Origin of the sequence: Streptomyces sp. NPDC059850 (assembly GCF_042731515.1) — a bacterium.
Lineage (GTDB): Bacteria > Actinomycetota > Actinomycetes > Streptomycetales > Streptomycetaceae > Streptomyces.
The window spans coordinates 123,207-143,147 of record NZ_JBHWJI010000007.1; the positions used below are offsets into that span (position 1 = coordinate 123,207).

The window sequence follows — 19,941 nt, forward strand, 5'->3', positions numbered from 1 at the left end:
TGGCGCGCCCGGCCCCGGCCACCGTGGCGGACGCCATCCGGCCGGGGTCGGCGCGCGGCTCCTCGCCGCCCCCCGGGCAGGCGGCACGGGCGGGAGTCGCCGCACCACGGAGCGGGCCCGGGGCGGGCGGCCGGGCTGCGCGGTGGCCCGCCACGGAGAAACGCAGGGCGCCGCATGCCCGGCCCGGAGCGCGCCACGTGGCGCGGTGGGGTCCGGCCGCCATTCGGCCGGGGTCGGCACACGGCCCCGCGCCGCCACCCGGGCAGGCTGCGTGGGCGGAAGGCGACACACCATGCACCAGGCGAGCGCCGCGCCACCGGGTGGCGCGGTGGGGCCCAGGCGCCATCCGGCCGGGGGCGGCGCACGGCCCCTCGCTGCCACCCGGGCAGGCGGCACGGGCGGGAGTCGCCGCACCACGGACCGGGCCCCGGGCGGGCGGCCGGGCGGCGCGGTGGGGGCCGGGCGGCTTCCGGCACCGGGGGTCGGTGCCGTCCGGGTGGGGTGCGGTGGCCTCTTGTCGCCGGTGCATGGTTTCAGTCTTCTGACGGCCGGGCCGCGCACCCGCGCCCGGGGCCGTACGGCCGAACGAATTCGACCGTGCGGGCCCCTACCGCCTCACCGCCCCGGCTCCGGCAGACCGGGGCCGGTGCAGTGCACATCGGCGGCCGGGAGGTGGCCGTCGACCAGATACGTGGCGGCCGCCCGGTCGACGCAGGGGTTGCCGCGGCTGGCGAACACCCCGTGGGAGTAGTCCTGGTGGAGTGTCACCAGCCGGGAGCCCGGCAGCCGGTGGCGGAGCCGGTGTGCGCCCTCGATGGGGGTGACGGGGTCGTGTGCGGAGGCGATGAGCAGGGCGGGCGGAGCGCCGGGGCCGCCGAGCGGGGTGCGGTGGGCCGGGCGGTGGTGCCAGTAGGCGCAGGTGGACGCCTCGATCCCGGTGAGGACCGGCTGCGGGTCGAGCCGTCGCATACGGCGCACATCGGCCACCACCTGGCGGGGTGCGGGGGCGTGGCCGTCCGCGCACTTCACGATGCGGTTGGCGGCTTCGTAGTTGCGCGATTCCGCGCCGTCGAAGGGGGCGTCCGGGCGGAGGAGCGCGGTGTCGCCGTCGCGCAGGGTCGCCCGGATTCCGTCGGCGAGGTCCGTCCAGCGCTCGGTGCGGCCGAGCGCGTGGTAGACGGCGCGGTCGAACTCGGCCGGGCCGACACCGCCGGTCAGCCGGGCCCGCGCGCGGCGGTAGGCGTCGCGTACCGCGTCCGTACGGTGGCCGAGCCCGAAACGGTCCGCGTGGCGCGCCGCCCAGCCGAAGAACACCTCGCGCTGGCGCAGCAGCGCCCGGGCCTGCGTCAGATCGAAGTCGTACCACTCCTCGGGGCCGACGACGCTGTCGAGCACCATGCGGCCCACCCGGCCGGGGAACCGGGCGGCGTAGGCGGCGCCGAGGTAGCTGCCGTAGCTGACGCCCAGGTAGCCGGTGCGCGGCTCGCCGAGCGCCGCGCGGAGGGCGTCCATGTCGTGTGCGGTCTGCTCCGTCGACAGGTGGCGGAGGGCGTGGCCCGCTCCCCTGGCGCAGTCGTCCGCCATGCGCCGCAGGGCGGCGAGGTGGGCCCGCTCGGCGGCGCGGCCGGTGGGCACGGGGTCGGCGCCGGGGGTGTCGAAGTGGCCGCCCATGGGGCCGCAGTCGGCGGGGGCGCTGTGGCCGACACCGCGCGGATCGAAGCCGATGATGTCGTACGAACGCCGCACGCTCTCGGGCAACTTGGCCCGCTTGGTGACGGCGTACGGCAGGCCGGAGCCGCCGGGTCCGCCGGGGTTGACCATGAGGATGCCGCGCCGCTCGGCCGGGGTTCCGGAGGCCCGTACGCGGGAGACGGCGATCCGGATGTGCTCGCCACCCGGGTGGCGCCAGTCCAGCGGCACGGTCAGCCGCGCGCAGGTGACGCGCGCGGGCGCGGGCGGGTCGGGTACGGAGGCCGGGCAGCCGCCGAAACGCAGTGGCGGGGCGGGAACCCCGGCGCGGGCCGGGGTGGACGGGAGAAGGGCGGCGGCGCTTGCCGCGAGCGCGCACCACAGGACGGTGCGCCGTACAGCCGGATTCATGTGTCTCGCAATCAGCTCAGCTCAGAGGATCCGGTCGGATCATCAGATGACAATGAAAACGATTATCGATATCGTCTAGGCGGTCAAGACGGGTGCCCCTGCCGCCAAGGGCGCGGCCCGGCCTGCCCGGAAACCCAACCGCACGGCGACGAAGGAGAGTTGTGGCTCATCTGCTGATGGTGGAGAGCTGGGTCGGATCGATGAGCAGGCTGCTGCCACGGGCGATCCGCGAGAGCGGGCACGAGTTCACCTTCCTCACCCGTGACCTGCACCACTACCTGCGCTCCGCACCCGAGGGCACCGCCCACCCGCTGCTGGCTGCCCGCCATGTGCTGACCGCCGACACCAACGACCCCGGCACCCTGCTGCCGGAGGCCGAGCGGCTGCACACGGCCCTCGGCTTCGACGGGGTCATCACCTCGTGCGACTACTACCTGCCGGTGGCGGCGCGCATCGCGGACCGCCTGGACCTCCCCGGCCCCTCGGCCGAGGCGGTGGAGACCGCCTGCCGCAAGGACGCCACCCGGCGCGCCCTCGACGCCGCCGGACTGCCCGGACCCCGGTTCGCGGTCCGCTCCGGCTGGGCCGAGGTGGCCGACGCGGCCCGCGACATCGGCTATCCGCTGGTGGTGAAGCCCGTGGACCTGTGCGCCGGGATGTACGTACGGCGCGTCGACGACGAGGCCGCGCTGCGGGACGCGTGGCGCGCGCTCGACGGCTTCCCGGTCAACGCCCGGGGGCAGCGCCGCTCCCCCGCCGTGCTGCTCGAAGAGCTGCTCGACGGCCCGGAGGTCAGCGTCGAGACCGTGTCGTACGACGGCACCACCGAGGTCATCGGGGTGACCGACAAGAGCGTCGGCGGGGCGCCCGCGTTCATCGAGACCGGCCACATGTTCCCCGCCACCCTCGCGCCCGCCGACGACCGGGCGGCGCGCGAGACCGCGCTGTTCGCCCTGAAGGCGCTCGGCCTGGACGGCGTCGTGGCGCACACCGAGATCAAGCTGACCGCCGCCGGGCCACGCGTGGTGGAGGTCAACCCGCGCCCCCCGGGCAACCGCATCACCGAACTCATCCGCCACGTCACCGGGATCGACCTCGCCACCGCATGCGTGGACGTCGCCCTCGGCCACCGCCCCGACCTGCGGGGCTGGGACACCGGGCTGCGCAGCGCCGCCATCGGCTTCCTGGTGCCGGACACCACGGGCACACTGGCCGCGATCGACGGCGGCGACACCGTACGGGAGGCGCCGGACGTCCTGGAGGTCCAGCTCACCGAGCCCGGCGCGGCCGTCACGGCGGCCGGGAACAACAACGCGTACCTCGGCCACGTCATGGCGGGCGACCCCGAGGGGCCCGGCGCCCGCGACCGGGTCGAAGCGCTGCTGTCCGGACTGCGCCCGCGGCTGGTGGCCCGGTGACCGCGCGCCCGGGCCCGCTCACCGCCGCACCGCCGTGTGCCTCGTACGAGGACCTGGTCGACCGGGTGCTGGACGGCGCCTTCGGGCCCGATCCGCGCACCCAGCGGATCGCCGTGGCCTTCACCACGCGCCAGGCCGTACGCCACGACGGCCGCAGCGGCGGCTACCGCAACGAGGTGCTGAGCCTGCGGCTGGGCGAGGCCGTCGGATCGTGCGCGGTCGAGCCGGGCGCGCTGCCCGACGAGGCCATCGACGACTGCGTCGGCGCGGACGTGGCGCGGCTGCTGCGCCACGAGCTGACACCGGTCCGTATCGCCGCCCTCGACGCCTATCTCCTGCGAACGCTGCCGCACACCTCGCCAGCGTCCGGTGCACATCCCCAGCCGCTGGCCGCCGGAAGCTCGCTGGAGAAGTCCCGTGCCCGCGCCGAGGCCGTCACCGGGCTGCTCGGCCCGGCGCCGGGCCAAACCGTGCTGGTCGTCGGGGTCGTCAACTCCCTTCTGGAAGCCTTGCGTTCACGCGGCCTCGGCTATGTGGCGTGCGACCTCAAGGGCGGTACGACGGAATGGGGCGAGCCGGTCGTCACCGACGCGCTGGCCCAGCTGGACCGCTGCGACGCCGTGCTCGCCTCCGGTATGACACTCGGCAACGGCAGCTTCGAGCCGCTGCGCGAACACGCGCTGCGCCACGGGAAGCCGCTGGTGATGTTCGCCCAGACCGGCAGCGCGATCCTGCCGCGGTTCCTGGGCGCCGGGGTCAGCGCGGTGTGCGCCGAGCCGTACCCCTTCTTCTGGCTCGACGGCGGCCCCGGGCTCATTCACTGTTATGGGGGTTCCGCATGACCACGGCCGTCCAGCACACCACCGCAAACCCCGAACTCCTCGCCCTGCTCGGCCGCACCCCGCTCGCCCGGGTCACCACCGATCTGCCCTGCCCCCACCCCGGTTTCTGGGCCAAGCTCGAAGGGCTCGGCGCCGGTGGCATGAAGGCCCGCGCCGCGGTGTCCATGCTGCTCGGCGCCCGGGAGCGCGGGGAACTGCGGCCCGGCGCGCCGGTGGTGGAGTCCACCTCCGGCACCCTGGGCGTCGGCCTCGCCTTCGCGGGCCAGGCGCTCGGCCACCCCATCGTGCTGGTGTGCGACACCGAGCTGGAACCGTCGATGCGGCGGTTGCTGCGTACCTACGGCGCCCAGCTGGAACTCGTCGACCGCCCGGCGCCCGAGGGCGGCTGGCAGGCCGCGCGCCTGGCCCGGCTGCGCGCGCTGCGGACCCTGCTGCCGGACGCGTACTGGCCCGACCAGTACAACAACCCCGACAACACGGCCGGTTACGCCTCCCTCGCCCATGAACTGACCGCCCAGCTCGACCACCTCGACATCCTGGTGTGCAGCGTCGGCACCGGCGGCCACAGCGCGGGCCTCGTCCGCCCGCTGCGCGCTCGCTGGCCCGGGCTGCGGCTCATCGGCGTGGACGCCACCGGCTCGACCATCTTCGGCCAGCCCGCCCGGCCCCGGCTCATGCGGGGTCTGGGCAGCAGCATCCATCCGCGCAACGTGGCGTACGGCGCCTTCGACGAAGTGCACTGGATCGGCCCGGCCGAAGCGGCGGACTCCTGCCGCAGGCTGGCCCGGGGCAGCTTCGTCAGCGGCGGCTGGAGCACCGGCGCGGTCGCGCTGGTGGCCGCCTGGGCCGCCCGTGTCCACCCGGGCGCCGTCGTCGCCACCGTCTTCCCCGACGGGCCGCACCGCTACCTCGGCACCGTCTACGACGACGACTTCACCACCGCCCACGGCGTCGACCTGACCGCCGCCGCCACCCGCCCCGTGCAGATCGCCCACCCGCGCGCCGCCGAGGCCACCGGCTGGGCCCGCTGCACCACCGTCACCGACCCGCTGACCGGCGGGACCCCGACCCGGGAAGAGAGCCCGTGAACGTCAGCCAACGCACCGTGACGCTCCACCTCGCCGAGCCACTGCGCATCTCCCGCTCCACCATGGCCGCGCGCGACGCCGTGTGGCTGCGGATCGAACACGCCGGGCAGCGCGGCCACGGGGAGGCCGTCAGCAGCGCGTACTACGGCCTGGACACCGCCACGCTCCAGCGGCTGCTGCACGAAGCGGCCCTGGAGCTGGGCCGGTTCGCCGACCCGGAGAGCGCGCTGCGGGCCCTGTGGGAGGAGCAACCGGGCCGCCGTCCCGCCGCGGTGACGGCGGCCGTCGAATCCGCCCTCCTCGACCTGTGCGGCAAGCGCGCGGGACACCCCGTCCACCGGCTCGTCGGCGCCACCGCCGAGCCGTACGCCGCCACCGCCCGCACGATCGGCATCGCCTCGGCCGAGCGCGCGGCGGTGCGGGCCCGGTGCCTGGCCGACAGCGGGTTCTCCGTCATCAAGGTCAAAGCCGGTACCCCGGACCCCGAGGACGACCTGGCCCGGATACGGGCCGTACGGGCCGCCGCACCCCACGCCCGGCTGCTGCTCGACCCCAACGGCGCCTGGACCACCGCCCAGGCACGCGAACTGCTGCCCCGCTGCGTCGAGTTGGGCGTCGAGGCCGTCGAGCAGCCCATCGCGCCGGGCGCCCCCGAGGCGCTGGCCCGGCTCGCCGCGCACGCGCCGCTCCCGGTCATCGCCGACGAGGACGCGGTGGCGTACGAGGACGTCCGCCGCCTCGCCGGGCGGGTCCAGGGCGTCAACGTCAAGCTCGCCAAGTGCGGTGGTGTCCACGCCGCGCTGCGGATCGCCTCGCTCATCGAGGGCAGCGGCACCGCGCTGATGCTCGGCTGCCTGACCGCCAGCACCCTCGGGATCGCCCCCGCCGTCCACCTCGCGGGCCACGCCCGCTGGACCGACCTGGACGGACACCTGCTGCTGGCCCGCGACCCGTGGACCGGCATCGGCGGAACCGACGGCGTGGTGCGGGCCAGTGGCCACCCCGGACTCGGCGTACGGCCGCTCGCCACCGCCGAGGAGACGGGAGAGGAGGGCCGCCGTGAAAACGTGGCGTGAGCTGCGCGGCTTCCCGCTCGCCATCCGGTTGCTGCTGGTCAACCAGCTCGGCGTCAACACCGGCTTCTATCTGCTCATCCCGTATCTCGCCACCCACCTCGGCGAGGATCTGGGCATGTCGGCGGCGGTCGTCGGCATCGTCCTGGGGGTGCGCAACCTCAGCCAGCAGGGCCTGTTCCTGATCGGCGGATCGGCCGCGGACCGGCTGGGCGCGCGGAACGTCATCATCGCCGGATGTGCCGTACGCACCGCGGGTTTCGCCCTGTTCGCGCTCGGCGACGGACTGCCGGTGCTGCTGGCCGCGTCCGTGCTCAGCGGCCTCGCGGGGGCGCTGTTCAACCCGGCCGTGCGCGCGTATCTCGCCCGGGAGGCGGGCGGGCGCAGGGCGGAGGCGTTCGCCCTGTTCAACGTGTTCGCCACCACCGGCGCCCTCATCGGGCCACTGCTCGGCAGCGCCCTGCTGCTCGTGGACTTCCGCGCCTCGGCGCTCACCGCCGCCGCCATCTTCGCGGTGCTGACCGTGGCGCAGGCGCTGGTGCTGCCCGCCCGGGAGGTCGAGCCGTCGTCCGGCGGTGTCCTCGCGGACTGGCGGGAAGTGGTGGGAAACCGCGCCTTCCTGGCGTTCGCCCTGGCCATGGTCGGCATGTTCACCCTGGAGAACCAGCTGTATCTGCTGCTGCCCGCCGGGGCGCGCCGGGCCACCGGCTGGGACGGCGCGGCCGGGCTGGTGTTCCTCGTCGGCACGGTGGCCAACCTGGCGCTGCAACTGCGCGTCACCCGCGCCCTGAAGCGGCGTGGAAGCCGGGGCCGGTGGATCGGCGTGGGCCTCGCGCTGATGGGGCTGGCGTTCGTACCGCCGATGCTGGTGGCGGGGGCCTCGCCCGGTGGCCGTGGCACGGCGGTGCTGTACGCGCTGCCGGTGCTGGCGGGTGCGCTGCTGCTCTACCTCGGGGTGATGGCCGCCCAGCCGTTCGTGATGGACCTGATCCCGGGCTTCGGGCGGCCGGAGCTGACCGGCACCTACTTCGGGGTGTTCTACGTGGTGTCCGGCATCGCCGCTGCCGTGGGCAACACGGCGGTCGGCTGGGCCATGGACACCGGGGAGGGCGGCGCCGCGTGGCTGCCGTGGGCCTGCTGCCTGTGCTTCGGCCTCGCCTCGGCGGGCGGCGTCGCCTGGCTGCACCGTACGGGCGCGCTGCCCGCCCGTACCGAGCCCGTGGTGGTGGCGGCGGCGTGAGCGGGGACAGGAGCTGCGACATGGGATCCGGCAATCTGCTCACCGACAGCCCCGCGCTGTACGAGGCCCGGTTCCCGGACCCCGAACGGCTGGCCGGGCGCTGGGCCGAGGACACCCTGCGGCGGTACCGCGCGGGGCCGCGCGTCCTGGACCTCGGCTGCGGCACCGGGCGCGACGCCGCGCATCTGCACCGCGCGGGCCGCACGGTGACCGGCACCGACCTGTCCACCGCCATGCTCGACTACGCGCGCGAGCGGCATCCCGGGCCGGAGTACCGCCGGGCCGATCTGCGCGGCTTCGCACTCGGCACGTTCGACGCCGTCGTGTGCCTGGACAGCGCCCTGCTGTACTGCCACACCAACGACGAACTCGACGGCTTCCTCGCCTCCTGCCACCGCGCTCTGGCACCCGGTGGCCTGCTCGTCGCGGAGATGCGCAACGGCGCCTACTTCCTGGGCCGCACCGACCTCCTGGACACCCCGGCCGTCAACGCGTTCACCTGGCGGGGAACCGGCTACCGGTCCACCACCACCCTCCGCGTCGACCGGACCGCGCAACTGCTGCGCCGCACCCGGGTGTGGACCGCCGACGACGGTTCGCCACCGGTCGAGCAGCGCTCCGCGTGGCGGCTGCTGTTCCCCCAGGAGCTGCGCCACTTCCTGGCCGCACACGGTTTCACCGTCCTCGCCCTGTACGACGGGCCGGGCCCGCGCACCGAACCGCCGTGGCGGGACGGCGACACCCCCGGCGCCACGGCCGACGCCACGGCCGACGCCGACCGGCTGCACCTCATCGCCCGCCGGGAAAACCCCTGACCGCCTCCCCTCAGCCAAGGACACCGCATGCATGACGACCCCGCGCCCCGCCTCCGTCACCCGAGCCTCCGCCACCCGGGCCTCCACCGCCGTGGCTTCCTCGCCGCCTCGGGCGCGGCCTCGCTCGGCGCGCTCGCCCTCACCGGATGTGGCGGCGCCCCCTCCGGCGCGCCCGGACCGGGCGAGGGCAAGCCGAAGCGCGGCGGGCGGCTGCGCGCCGCGTTCGCCGGTGGCGGGGCGAGCGAGAGCCTCGATCCGCATCTGGGCGCCCTGTTCGCCGACGCCGCCCGCGCCAAGGCGCTCTACGACAAGCTCGCCGACTACGACGCGAACCTCGTGGCCCGGCCGCGCCTCGCCGCGTCGTGGGAGCCGAACGCGGGCCTGGACCGCTGGAAGGTCACGCTCAGGGATGCCGCCTTCCACGACGGAAAGCCGGTGACCGCAGGCGATGTCCTCTACAGCTACCGCCGCATCGCCTCCCCGGCGAAGGCCTTCCGCGCCAAGGCGTCGCTGGAGCCCATCGATCTGAAGGCCAGCCGGGCGCTGGACCGGCGGACGGTCGAGTTCGTCCTCAAGCGCCCGACCGCCGAATTCCCCAATGTGCTCGCCGCGTTCGGCGCGTACATCGTCCCCGAGGGCGCCGAGGACTTCGATCGGACGCCGGTCGGCAGCGGGCCCTTCCGCCTCGTCTCGTTCTCCCCCGGCCGCTCCACCGTGCTGCGGCGCAACGACGCCTACTGGGACGGCGCGCCCTACCTCGACCGGCTGGAATTCATCGTCGCGAACGACGAGTCCGCGCGCGTCAACTCCCTCCTCGGCGGCCAGGTGGAATACGCCCACGAGCTGAACCCCGCCACGGCGCGCGCCCACGAGGGGACCGGCCAGATCGAGATCGTCCGGCTGAAGGGCAGCGCCATGCAGGCGTTCGCCATGAAGACCGACCGCCCGCCCTTCGACGACCAGCGGGTCCGCGAGGCGTTCTTCCTCATCGCCGACCGGAAGGAGCTGGTGGACGGCGCCCTGTCCGGGGCGGGCGAGATCGGCAACGACCTCTTCGGCAAGGGTTACGCGTACTACGCCGACGGCCTGCCGCAACGCGAACAGGACCTCGGACGCGCCCGCGAACTGCTCAAGCGGGCGGGCGCGGAAGACCTCAGGGTCACCCTCGACACCTCGGCCGTCGCCGCCGGATTCACCGAGGCCGCCGGGATCTTCCGCGACCAGGCCGCCAAGGCCGGGGTCACCATCACGGTGCGCAACGGCAGCAAGGACTCGTACTGGAACGACATCCTCGACTCCGGCACCCTGTGCAGCTACCGCTCCGGCGCCATGCCCATCGAATCCCATATCTCCCAGCGGCTGCTCACCGGCTCCACCACCAACGCCACCCACTGGCAGCACAAGGACTTCGACGCCCTCTACCAGCAGGCCCAGTCCACCAGGGACGCCAAGCAGCGGGCGGCCGTGTACGCGCGCATGCAGCGCCGTCTGTACGCCGAAGGGGGCTTCCTGGTCTGGGGGTTCGCCGACTGGATCATCGGTACGGCCCGCACGGTCGGCGGCGTGGCGCGCGACGCACCGGCCAACACGCTGGACTGGGCCCGGTTCGACAAGGTCTGGCTGCGGTGACGGGTCTGCGCTCCTGGCTCGCCCGGCGGCTGCTGCTCGGCGCGGCGCAGACCGTGGCCGTGGTGCTGCTGGTGTTCGCGCTCGCCGAGGCACTGCCGGGCGACGCGGCCGTGGCGCTGGCCGGGGACCAGCCCGACCCGGCGCGGATCGCCGCCATCCGGGACGCCATGGACCTGGACCGCCCCGCGTACGCGCGGCTGCTGGACTGGGCGTCCGGGCTGCTCCACGGCGACCTGGGCACCTCGCTGGTCTCCGGCCGCCCCGTCACCTCGTACGTCACCGATGGCATCCCGCCGACACTGCTCCTCGCCGGGCTCACGCTGCTGCTCCTGGTGCCGCTGGGTGTCGGCCTCGGTGTGCTCGCGGCCCGCCACGAGGGGCGCCGTACGGACCGGGTCATCAGCTCGGTGGCGCTCGGGGTGTACGCCGTCCCCGAATTCGCCCTCGGCACACTCCTGGTGACCGTGTTCGCGCTGCGCCTGGGCTGGTTTCCGCCGACCGCCGTGGGCTACGGCACCGATCTGCTCGCCCACCCCGCCACCCTGGTGCTGCCCGTGCTGGTGCTGCTGTCCCGGCCGGTGTGCTCGCTGGCCCGGCTGGTGCGCGCCGGGATGATCGACGCGCTGGCCTCGCCGTACGCCGCCCAGGCCCGCCGGTACGGCGTCTCCGGCGTCCGGGTCCGCTACGCGCACGCGCTGCCGAACGCGGTCGCCCCGGCCGCCCAGCACCTGGCCCGCACCGTGGACTGGCTGCTGTGCGGGGTCATCGTCGTGGAGGGCCTCTTCGTGATCCCGGGGCTGGGAACCGTCCTGCTGAACGCGGTCGCCGAGCGCGACATGCCCGTCGTCCAGGGGCTCGCGGTGGTGTTCGGGCTCATCACCGTCGTCCTCAACACCGGCGCCGATCTGGTGGCCCACCGGTTCGCGCCCCGGGCGGAGGTGGCGGCGTGAGGACCCACCCCGGCAAGCGGGGGCGCTACGCGGTCGCGGTCGTGCTCACCGGTGTGCCGCTCGCCCTGGCCCTGTTCGGGCCGCTCTTCGCGGGCGAGGCCGGGCCGCGCGGCGTGTCCTTCACGCTCGGCGGCGGCCACTGGCTCGGCACCGACTTCACCGGCCGCGATGTGGGGCGGCAGATCCTGCTCGGCGGACGCCCGGTGGTCCTGGTCTCGTTCGCCGCGACGGCCCTCACCTATCTGATCGCCCTGCCGGTCGGGCTGCTGGCCGCGCTGACCCATCGGCGGCGGCTGGACGACCTGCTGATGCGTCCCCTCGATGTGCTGCTCGCGGTGCCGTCGCTGCTGCTGCTCCTGCTGGTGGCCACCGCCGTCCCGCCGGGCGCCGTGGGGCTCGCCCTGCTGGTGGCGCTCGCCACCATCCCGGACGCCGCCCGGACCGTACGCGCCGCCGCGGCCGAGGCCGCCTCGCGCCCCGCCGTGGAGGCGCTGCGCATGCAGGGCGAGACATGGTGGCGGATCGGCTTCGGCTATGTCGGCCGGTCGGTGCTGCGCACCCTCGCCACCGACGCCGGTATCCGGCTCACCGGAGTGCTGTATCTGGTGGCCACGGCCGCGTTCCTGGGCATCGGCGTCGCGCCGGATGCCGCGGACTGGGCCGTCATGGTGGACCGCAACCGCACCGGGCTGTTCGTCCAGCCCTGGGCGGCCGTGGTGCCCGCGCTGCTGATCGTCGCCCTGACCACGGGATGCAACCTGCTGGGCGACGCCGTACTGGAACGCCGTCAACGACCGGAGAAGCCAGAGAAGGGGGAACGGACATGAACGCGGTCGCGGAGATCGAGGACTTGCGCGTCGAGACCGGCGGCCGGGCCATCGTCGACGGGGTGAGCCTGCGGGCACTGCCCGGGAAGGTCATCGCGCTGGTGGGCTCGTCCGGCAGTGGCAAGACCACCACGGGCCTCGCGCTGCTCGGCGAGTACCCGCCGGGGGCGAAGGTCACCGGCCGGGTCCGGGTGGCCGACGGCCTGGCCGGATACGTGCCCCAGCACCCGGCGGCCGTCCTCAACCCGGCCCGCCGGGTCGGCGCGCTGCTCGGTGACATCGCGCGCGGCCAGGTGCGGCAGCTGCCGCGCTCCGAGCGCCGCGCGGGGTCACGCGAACGTGTTCTCACCGCCCTGGCGCAAGCCCAACTCCCGGACGGGGGAGCGATGTTGCGCCGCTATCCGCATCAGCTGTCGGGCGGCCAGCAGCAACGTGTCGTCCTCGCGCAGGCGCTGCTCCTGGGGGCTCGGGTGGTGGTCGCGGACGAACCGACCACCGGGCAGGACCCGGTGGCGAAGCGGCGCATCGTCGAGCGGCTGTCCTCGGTGGCCGCGCAGGGCATCGCGGTGGTGCTGCTCAGCCACGACCTCGACGTGGTGCGGACCCTGGCCGACGAGGTGGCGGTGATGCGCGACGGGAAGGTGGTGGAGGCGGGACCGGCCGAGCGGGTGTGGCACTCCCCCGCCCACGCCTGGACCCGCGAACTCCTCGCGGCACACGGATCCACGACCGTGGCCACGGGACCCGCGACCGTGGCCACGAAGCCCTCGACCGTGGCACACGCGCCCGCGACCGGCGCCACGGCCCCCGCGCCACCCGGCGACGCCGTCCTGCGGGTGCGCGGGCTGACCGCCCGCCACGGCTCGGCCCCTGTGCTCCGTATCGGCGAACTCACCGTGCGCACCGGCACCTGTCTGGCCGTCCTCGGCCCCTCGGGCAGCGGCAAGACCACCCTCGGCCGCTGCCTGGCCGGACTCCACCGGGACCACGACGGGCAGGTGCTGCTCGACGGGACGCCACTGCCGCGCAGCCTGCGCGTCCGCACCCGGGAGCAGACCGCCGCCGTCCAGTACGTGTTCCAGGACCCGCGGGCCGCCTTCGACGAACACCGGCCGGTGCTGGACCAGGTGGCGCGCACGGCGGTACGGCTCAGGGGCGCGGCCCCGGCCGCCGCGCGGGCCGAGGCGCGGGCAGCCCTGGCCCGCCTCGGCCTGGCGGACGAGCTGATACAGCGACTCCCCGGGCAGCTGTCCGGGGGGGAACTCCAGCGCGCGGCGCTGGCCCGCGCCCTGCTCGCCCGGCCCCGGGTGCTGGTGTGCGACGAGATCACCTCGGGCCTGGACACCGTCACCCGGCGCGGCCTCCTCGATCTGCTCGCCGCGCTGCTGCGCGACCGCGACGACCTGGCGCTGATCCTCATCACCCACGACACGGACACCGCTTCGCTCGCCACGCGGACCGTGGTCCTGGACGCGGGCGAGGTGGTCGAGCACTAGTTTTGGTTATCATTTTCATCTAGCTGCTACGGTGGCAGCCACAACCCTGGACACGACCCCGGAGAGGACCCATGTCCGCCCACTGCCAACTCACCGGCCGGAAGCCCGGCTTCGGCAACCATGTCTCGCACTCCCACCGCCGCACCAAGCGCCGGTTCGACCCCAACATCCAGCGCAAGCGCTACTGGCTGGCCAGCGAGGGCCGCCATGTGCGGCTCACCCTCAGCGCCAGGGCCGTCAAGACCGTCGACAGCATCGGCGTCGAGGCCGCCGTGGCCCGCATCCGCGCCCGGGGAGGAAAGGTCTGATGGCCAAGAAGAGCAAGATCGCCAAGAATGAGCAGCGGCGCGCGATCGTCGCCCGCTACGCCAAGCGTCGCGCCCAGCTGAAGGCGCTCATCGCCGCTCCGCACACCCCGGAGGAGGAACGCCTGGCCGCCGAGCGGGAGCTGCGCCGCCAGCCGCGCGACGCCAGCGCCACCCGCGTACGCAACCGGGACTCCGTCGACGGCCGCCCCCGTGGCCATCTGCGCGCCTTCGGTCTGTCCCGCATCCGGCTGCGCGAGATGGCGCACGCGGGCGAGCTGCCCGGGGTGACCAAGAGCAGCTGGTGACGCCGCCCGTACACACGCCGCCACCCCCGGCCGGGCCGGGGGTGGCGGCGTACGCGTGAGCCATCAGCGAGGCATCAGCCCGCACCGGCCGTGGCCTCGGGCTGGGCCTGCGGCGCGGGGCTGGGGCGCCCCGCCGGGCGGGTGGCGGCGGACACGGCCACCATCACCACGGTGTTGAGGACCAGCGCGATGACGCCCACGTTCAGATCCTTGATCGCTTGCGGGAATCCCGGCAGCAGACTGCCGACCGTGGCGCCGGAGAGGGTGACGGCGGCGACCGTGACCACTCCGACGACGATGCCCGCGGCCGCTCCCTGCTTGGTGACCGGATTCCGCTTGGCCAGACTCGCCAGCAGGGCGGGGAAGAGCTGGGTCACCAGGGCGTAGCCCATGAGCAGCAGCGACACGATCGAACTGCCGCCGTTGAAGGTGAAGTAGAGGGACACCAGCGCGAGCGCGGGGACCAGCCACTGCGCCAGGCGGGTCACCTGGCGGTCACTGCTCTGCGGGCGGGCGAGGCGGTAGACGTTCTTCGCCAGGCAGGTCGCGGACGTCATGAGGAGCAGCGATCCGGGGACCAGCGCGGTGAGCAGCCCCGCGCCGCCGACGATGCCCACGAACCACGAGGGGAACGTGGCGGTGGTGATGCGCAGCAGCGAGAGGTCCGCGTCGGCGCCCTTGAGGCCGGGCACGACGAGGATGGCGGTGAAGCCGACGAAGAAGACGAAGAGCAGGATGAGCTGGTAGAGCGGCATGAAGATGGCGTTGCGGCGGAAGACACGTTCGTTCTGCGCGCTGTAGGCGGCGCTGAAGGTGTGCGGCCACATGTAGAAGCCGAGCGCCGAGAGCAGCACGGTGGAGGAGAACCACGAGGTGCTCATGCCGCTGGAGGGCAGCGTGAGGAAGCCCGCCTGGCTCTTGTCGACCGCCTGGAACATGTTCTCGAAGCCGCCGAAGTAGTGGATCGGCAGATAGATGCCCAGGATCAGGACGACCGCGAGGATGGTCACGTCCTTCATGACGGCGGTCCACGCGGAACCGTGGATGCCCGAGATGGTGACGTAGACGGTCAGGGCGACCGTGCCGATCACGATGGCCCAGTGGGAGGGGATGCGGCCGTCGGAGGAGACGGACACGATGATCCCGAGCCCCTTCAGCTGCAGGACGAGGTACGGCACCATCGCGATGACACCGACGAGGGCCACGAGGGCGCCGAGCAGCGGGCTCTCGAACTTGGCCACGAAGAAGTCGGACTGCGAGATCAGCCGGTGCTGCTTGGCGTACCGCCACACGGCCGGGAGCAGCCAGTAGGACAGCACATAGGCGAGTGAGGCGTAACAGAGGATGTAGTACGCCGGGGCGCCCTTGCCGTACGCCCAGCCCGAGGCGCCGAGGAAGGTGAAGGTCGTGTAGATCTCGCCGGCCAGCAGCAGGAAGACGAAGATCGTGCCGAAGCCGCGGCCGCCGACCGACCACTGTTCGAGGTCCATGTCCCTGCCGCGGCGGGCGCGCAGCCCCAGCAGCAGCGAGGCGGCGAGGAAGAGGCCGATGACGGCGAGGGCGATCACGAGGTGGTCTCCTCACGGTTGGCGGGGTCGAGCCGGTAGATGACGGCCATGGTCACCGAGATCAGCACGACCCACAGGACCAGCCAGAAGAGGATGAACGGCATACCGAGGACGTAGGGCGTCACCCGGTTGACGAAGAAGATCCCCCCGAGGATCCCGAGAAACGGGATCGCGCCGAGCAGATGGATGGGTTTCACGTCAAGAACCTCCTGGGGCGGGCCGCACTCCACAGACGGGGCGGGGCTCCTCTGGGGATGACACGAGCGTGGGACGGTCCCGCCGGGGTGCTGGGGGTGCTGCCACCGGGGGACGGCTCGGCCCATGGGAGGGGGTGGTCACCTCTCCCCATCCAGGCCATTCCACTTCGCGGAAAACTTTTTTCAACTTGGGAGATGTATAGGTCCGCCGCGAAGCCATGTCAACGCTTCGCACGGACCGGATGGATCAAACATTTTGTTGAAGCGGGCCCATCGCCATCAACCGCCGCCAGGGGCTTGACGCCAGCACGCCTCGCGGGTTGTTATTCCGCTAAGCAAAAAACACTATCCGCATCGTGGAAGTTGCGGACACTCTCCTTCCTGGGATGTGAGACATGAGCGACCACCGCCTCCCGTACACGGTCAACCTGTCGATCCTGTTCACCGAGCTGCCCCTGCTGGAGCGCCCGGCCGCGGCGAAGGCCGCCGGGTTCGACGCCGTCGAGTTCTGGTGGCCCCACACCGTGGCGGTGCCGGAGGACAAGGACATCGACGCCTTCATCCAGGCGGTGCGGGACGCCGGGGTCCGGCTGACCGGGCTGAACTTCTTCGCCGGGGACATGCCCGGCGGTGACCGCGGCCTGGTGTCCTGGCCCGCCCGCGGCACGGAGTTCCGCGACAACATCGACGTGACCGTCGCCATCGGCGAACAGCTGGGCTGCCGCGCGTTCAACGCCCTCTACGGCAACCGCGTCGAGGGAGCCGACCCGGCCGAGCAGGACGCCCTCGCCACCGAGAACCTGGCGCTCGCCGCCGAGGCCGCCGGGCGCATCGGCGGCACGGTCCTGGTGGAGCCGGTCAGCGGCGCCCCCGCGTATCCGCTGCTCACCGCGGCGGACGCGCTCGGCGTCATCGACCGGGTCGAGCGCGCGTCCGGCGCCCGCAACCTCCGCTTCCTCGCCGACCTCTACCACCTGGCCGTCAACGGCGACGACGTGGCGCGGGTGATCGCCGACCACGCCGGACGCGTCGGCCACGTCCAGATCGCCGACGCGCCCGGCAGGGGCGCCCCGGGCACCGGCGGGCTGGACCTCGACGGGCAGCTGACCGCGCTGGAGAAGGCGGGCTACGACGGCTGGGTGGGTCTGGAGTACAAGGCCCAGGGCCCGACCGCCGACAGCTTCGACTGGCTCCCGCGCGAGCGGCGCGGCAGCTCTACCCACGCCTGACCCGGTGTCCGAACAACCGCCACGATACGAAGGAGCGCCACGATGACCGCCACACCACGGAAGATCGCCTTCATCGGCCTGGGCATCATGGGCGGCCCGATGGCCGCCAACCTGGTCAGGGCCGGGCACACCGTCACCGGCTACAACCGGAGCCGCCCCGCCGTCGACAAGCTCACCGCGGCCGGTGGCCACGGCGCGGACAGCATCGCCCAGGCGGTGCGCGACGCCGAGGTCGTCATCACCATGGTCCCGGCCGACCCGCAGGTGAAGGAGGTCGTCCTCGGCGAGGACGGCGTCCTGGCCCACGCCGCGCCGGGCACCCTGCTGATCGACATGAGCAGCATCACCCCGCAGACCTCCCTGGAGGTCGAGGCCGCCGCCGAGCAGAAGGGCGTCCGCACGCTGGACGCCCCGGTCTCCGGCGGTGAGGCCGGAGCGGTCGAGGGCGTGCTGTCCATCATGGTCGGCGGCGAGCCGGACGACTTCGCCGAGGCGGGGCCCGTGTTCGAGGCGCTGGGCACCACCATCGTGCACGTCGGCCCGCACGGCTCCGGCCAGACGGTCAAGGCCGCCAACCAGCTGATGGTCGCCGTCCACCTCGAGGCGCTGGCCGAGGCCGTGGTGTTCCTGGAGAACGCCGGGGTGGACCTGGGGGCGGCGCTGGAGGTGCTGGGCGGCGGCCTGGCCGGGTCGACCGTGCTGGCCCGCAAGCGGGACGCCGTACTGAACCGTCAGTTCCAGCCCGGTTTCCGCATCGATCTGCACCACAAGGACATGGGCATCGTCACCGACGCCGCCCGGGCGGTCGGCGCACCGCTGCCCGTCGGCTCCGTCGTCGCCCAGCTGGTCGCCTCCGCCCGCGCCTGCGGCGACGGCGGCCTGGACCACTCCGCACTGCTGCGCGGCGTCGAGCGCCTGGCCGGCCGCGACATCCACTGAACCCCCGGAACCACAGGAGCAACCCCATGGCGCGTATGACAGCGGCCCAGGCGGCGGTGGAAATCCTCAAGCGCGAGGGCACCACCCACGTCTTCGGTCTCCCCGGAGCGGCGATCAACCCCTTCTACGCCGCGATGCGCGGCAACGGCGGCCTCACCCACGTCCTGGCCCGGCACGTCGAGGGCGCCTCGCACATGGCCGAGGGCTACACCCGGGCCAAGTCCGGGAACATCGGGGTCTGTGTGGGCACCAGCGGCCCCGCGGGCACCGACATGATCACCGGCCTGTACTCGGCGAGCGCCGATTCGATCCCGATCCTGTGCATCACCGGGCAGGCGGCGGTGGCCAAGCTGCACAAGGAGGACTTCCAGGCGGTCGACATCGCCTCGATCGCGGCGCCGCTGACCAAGATGGCGATGACCGTGCTGGAGCCCGCCCAGGTGCCGGGCGCGTTCCAGCAGGCGTTCCACCTCATGCGGTCCGGCCGCCCCGGACCGGTCCTGATCGACCTGCCCATCGACGTCCAGATGGCCGAGATCGAGTTCGACCCGGACACCTACGAGCCGCTGCCGATCCACAAACCGGCCGCCACCCGGGCGCAGATCGACAAGGCGATCGGGCTGCTCCAGGCCGCCGAGCGGCCGCTGCTGGTGGCGGGCGGCGGCATCATCAACGCCGACGCGGCCGATCTGCTGGTGGAGTTCGCCGAGCTGACCGGGGTGCCCGTGGTGCCCACCCTGATGGGCTGGGGGTCCATCCCCGACGACCATCCGCTGATGGCGGGCATGGTCGGCCTCCAGACCTCCCACCGCTACGGCAACGCCACCCTGCTGGAGTCGGACTTCGTCCTCGGCGTCGGCAACCGCTGGGCCAACCGCCACACCGGCGGCGTCGACACGTACACCAAGGACCGCACCTTCGTCCACGTCGACATCGAGCCCACCCAGATCGGCCGGGTGTTCGCGCCCGACTACGGCATCGTCTCCGACGCCGGGGCCGCCCTGCGGCTGTTCGTCGAGGCCGCCCGGATACTCAAGGCGGCGGGCACCCTCAGGGACCGCGCCGACTGGGCCGACAGCTGCCGCCGCCGCAAGGGCTCGATGCTGCGCAAGACCCACTTCGACCAGGTGCCGGTCAAACCGCAGCGGGTCTACGAGGAGATGAACCGGGCGTTCGGGCCGGACACCCGCTATGTCTCCACGATCGGCCTCTCCCAGATCCAGGCCGCCCAGATGCTGCACGTCTACCGCCCCCGGCACTGGATCAACGCCGGTCAGGCCGGGCCACTGGGCTGGACCGTCCCGGCCGCGCTGGGCGTGGCGACGGCCGACCCGGACGCCACCGTCGTCGCCCTCTCCGGCGACTACGACTTCCAGTTCATGATCGAAGAACTCGCGGTCGGGGCCCAGTTCCAGATCCCGTACCTCCATGTCGTCGTCAACAACGCCTATCTGGGGCTGATCCGCCAGGCCCAGCGCGGTTTCGACATGGACTACTGCGTCCAGCTCTCCTTCGACAACATCAACGCCCCCGAGGTCGGCGGCTACGGCGTCGACCACGTGAAGGTCGCCGAAGGGCTCGGTTGCAAGGCCATCCGGGTCTTCGAACCCGACCGCATCGCGCCCGCCCTGGAAGAGGCCAGGAAGCTCATGGCCGAACACCGGGTGCCGGTCGTCGTCGAGGTCATCCTGGAGCGCGTCACCAACGTGTCCATGGGCACCGAACTCGACAACGTCAACGAGTTCGAGGAGCTGGCCACCAGCCCCGAACACGCCCCCACGGCGGTCCGCACCGCCCTCGGATGACCCCCCGGGCGGCCCCGCCCGGCACCCTCAAGCTCCTCCCGGCGGCGTGATCCACGCGGTCGAAGCCGCGCCGCCGGGAGGCTTCCAGGCAACGGCTCCCGAGCCGGCCCCC

General features: G+C 73.4%; 18 protein-coding genes. 15 read left to right on the top strand and 3 right to left on the bottom strand.

Annotation, left to right across the window (positions count from 1 at the left end; genetic code table 11):
* Nucleotides 1–615: 615 nt before the first annotated feature.
* Entirely contained in the window at nt 616–2,100 is a 1,485-nt protein-coding gene (locus ACFV9T_RS08115; RefSeq protein WP_385437524.1) for an alpha/beta hydrolase, read from the bottom strand.
* A gap of 161 nt (nt 2,101–2,261) precedes the next feature.
* Between ACFV9T_RS08115 and ACFV9T_RS08120 the strand changes: the two genes are divergently transcribed.
* From ACFV9T_RS08120 to rpsN, 12 genes are all read left to right on the top strand, one after another.
* Nucleotides 2,262–3,518, top strand: coding sequence for an ATP-grasp domain-containing protein (locus ACFV9T_RS08120; protein ID WP_385437525.1), 1,257 nt, complete (start codon nt 2,262–2,264; stop codon nt 3,516–3,518).
* Nucleotides 3,515–4,360, top strand: a complete 846-nt coding sequence (locus ACFV9T_RS08125; RefSeq protein ID WP_385437527.1) for a Rossmann-like domain-containing protein — start codon at nt 3,515–3,517, stop codon at nt 4,358–4,360. Before ACFV9T_RS08120 ends, ACFV9T_RS08125 begins: the two co-directional genes overlap by 4 nt.
* Nucleotides 4,357–5,448 (top strand): PLP-dependent cysteine synthase family protein, encoded by a 1,092-nt coding sequence (locus tag ACFV9T_RS08130; protein WP_385437528.1) that lies wholly within the window; start codon nt 4,357–4,359, stop codon nt 5,446–5,448. Before ACFV9T_RS08125 ends, ACFV9T_RS08130 begins: the two co-directional genes overlap by 4 nt.
* A complete protein-coding gene (locus ACFV9T_RS08135; RefSeq protein ID WP_385437530.1) occupies nt 5,445–6,524 on the top strand; it encodes a dipeptide epimerase in 1,080 nt (359 codons plus the stop codon). Before ACFV9T_RS08130 ends, ACFV9T_RS08135 begins: the two co-directional genes overlap by 4 nt.
* The gene (locus ACFV9T_RS08140; protein ID WP_385437531.1) at nt 6,508–7,761 is read left to right on the top strand and encodes an MFS transporter; all 1,254 of its coding nucleotides are present in this window, start codon (nt 6,508–6,510) and stop codon (nt 7,759–7,761) included. The genes ACFV9T_RS08135 and ACFV9T_RS08140 overlap by 17 nt, the downstream gene beginning before the upstream one ends.
* A 20-nt stretch (nt 7,762–7,781) precedes the next feature.
* Nucleotides 7,782–8,576 carry a class I SAM-dependent DNA methyltransferase gene (locus ACFV9T_RS08145; protein ID WP_385437533.1) on the top strand — a complete coding sequence of 265 codons (795 nt, stop codon included), beginning with the start codon at nt 7,782–7,784 and terminating at the stop codon, nt 8,574–8,576.
* Nucleotides 8,577–8,603: 27 nt separating this feature from the next.
* The gene (locus ACFV9T_RS08150; RefSeq protein ID WP_385437535.1) at nt 8,604–10,205 is read left to right on the top strand and encodes an ABC transporter substrate-binding protein; all 1,602 of its coding nucleotides are present in this window, start codon (nt 8,604–8,606) and stop codon (nt 10,203–10,205) included.
* Nucleotides 10,202–11,155 carry an ABC transporter permease gene (locus tag ACFV9T_RS08155; RefSeq protein ID WP_385437536.1) on the top strand — a complete coding sequence of 318 codons (954 nt, stop codon included), beginning with the start codon at nt 10,202–10,204 and terminating at the stop codon, nt 11,153–11,155. The genes ACFV9T_RS08150 and ACFV9T_RS08155 overlap by 4 nt, the downstream gene beginning before the upstream one ends.
* A complete protein-coding gene (locus ACFV9T_RS08160) occupies nt 11,152–11,982 on the top strand; it encodes an ABC transporter permease (RefSeq protein WP_385437537.1) in 831 nt (276 codons plus the stop codon). Before ACFV9T_RS08155 ends, ACFV9T_RS08160 begins: the two co-directional genes overlap by 4 nt.
* Nucleotides 11,979–13,478 (top strand): ABC transporter ATP-binding protein, encoded by a 1,500-nt coding sequence (locus ACFV9T_RS08165; protein WP_385437539.1) that lies wholly within the window; start codon nt 11,979–11,981, stop codon nt 13,476–13,478. Before ACFV9T_RS08160 ends, ACFV9T_RS08165 begins: the two co-directional genes overlap by 4 nt.
* 71 nt (nt 13,479–13,549) lie before the next feature.
* Nucleotides 13,550–13,786 (top strand): 50S ribosomal protein L28, encoded by a 237-nt coding sequence (gene rpmB, locus ACFV9T_RS08170; RefSeq protein WP_385437540.1) that lies wholly within the window; start codon nt 13,550–13,552, stop codon nt 13,784–13,786.
* Entirely contained in the window at nt 13,786–14,091 is a 306-nt protein-coding gene (gene rpsN, locus ACFV9T_RS08175; RefSeq protein WP_385437541.1) for a 30S ribosomal protein S14, read from the top strand. The genes rpmB and rpsN overlap by 1 nt, the downstream gene beginning before the upstream one ends.
* 74 nt (nt 14,092–14,165) lie before the next feature.
* Here rpsN and ACFV9T_RS08180 read toward each other — a convergent pair whose 3' ends face one another.
* Both ACFV9T_RS08180 and ACFV9T_RS08185 read right to left on the bottom strand, forming a co-directional pair.
* Entirely contained in the window at nt 14,166–15,659 is a 1,494-nt protein-coding gene (locus ACFV9T_RS08180) for a sodium:solute symporter (protein WP_385437542.1), read from the bottom strand.
* Entirely contained in the window at nt 15,656–15,856 is a 201-nt protein-coding gene (locus ACFV9T_RS08185; protein WP_385437544.1) for a DUF3311 domain-containing protein, read from the bottom strand. The genes ACFV9T_RS08180 and ACFV9T_RS08185 overlap by 4 nt, the downstream gene beginning before the upstream one ends.
* Nucleotides 15,857–16,251: 395 nt before the next feature.
* On the opposite strand from ACFV9T_RS08185, the gene ACFV9T_RS08190 reads away from it, so the two are divergent.
* The 3 genes from ACFV9T_RS08190 to gcl are packed head-to-tail and all read left to right on the top strand — an operon-like array spanning nt 16,252 to nt 19,829.
* A complete protein-coding gene (locus ACFV9T_RS08190; RefSeq protein ID WP_385437545.1) occupies nt 16,252–17,085 on the top strand; it encodes a hydroxypyruvate isomerase family protein in 834 nt (277 codons plus the stop codon).
* 42 nt (nt 17,086–17,127) lie between these two features.
* Nucleotides 17,128–18,024, top strand: coding sequence for a 2-hydroxy-3-oxopropionate reductase (locus tag ACFV9T_RS08195; RefSeq protein WP_385437547.1), 897 nt, complete (start codon nt 17,128–17,130; stop codon nt 18,022–18,024).
* Nucleotides 18,025–18,050: 26 nt separating this feature from the next.
* Entirely contained in the window at nt 18,051–19,829 is a 1,779-nt protein-coding gene (gene gcl, locus ACFV9T_RS08200; RefSeq protein ID WP_385437548.1) for a glyoxylate carboligase, read from the top strand.
* Nucleotides 19,830–19,941: the final 112 nt, after the last annotated feature.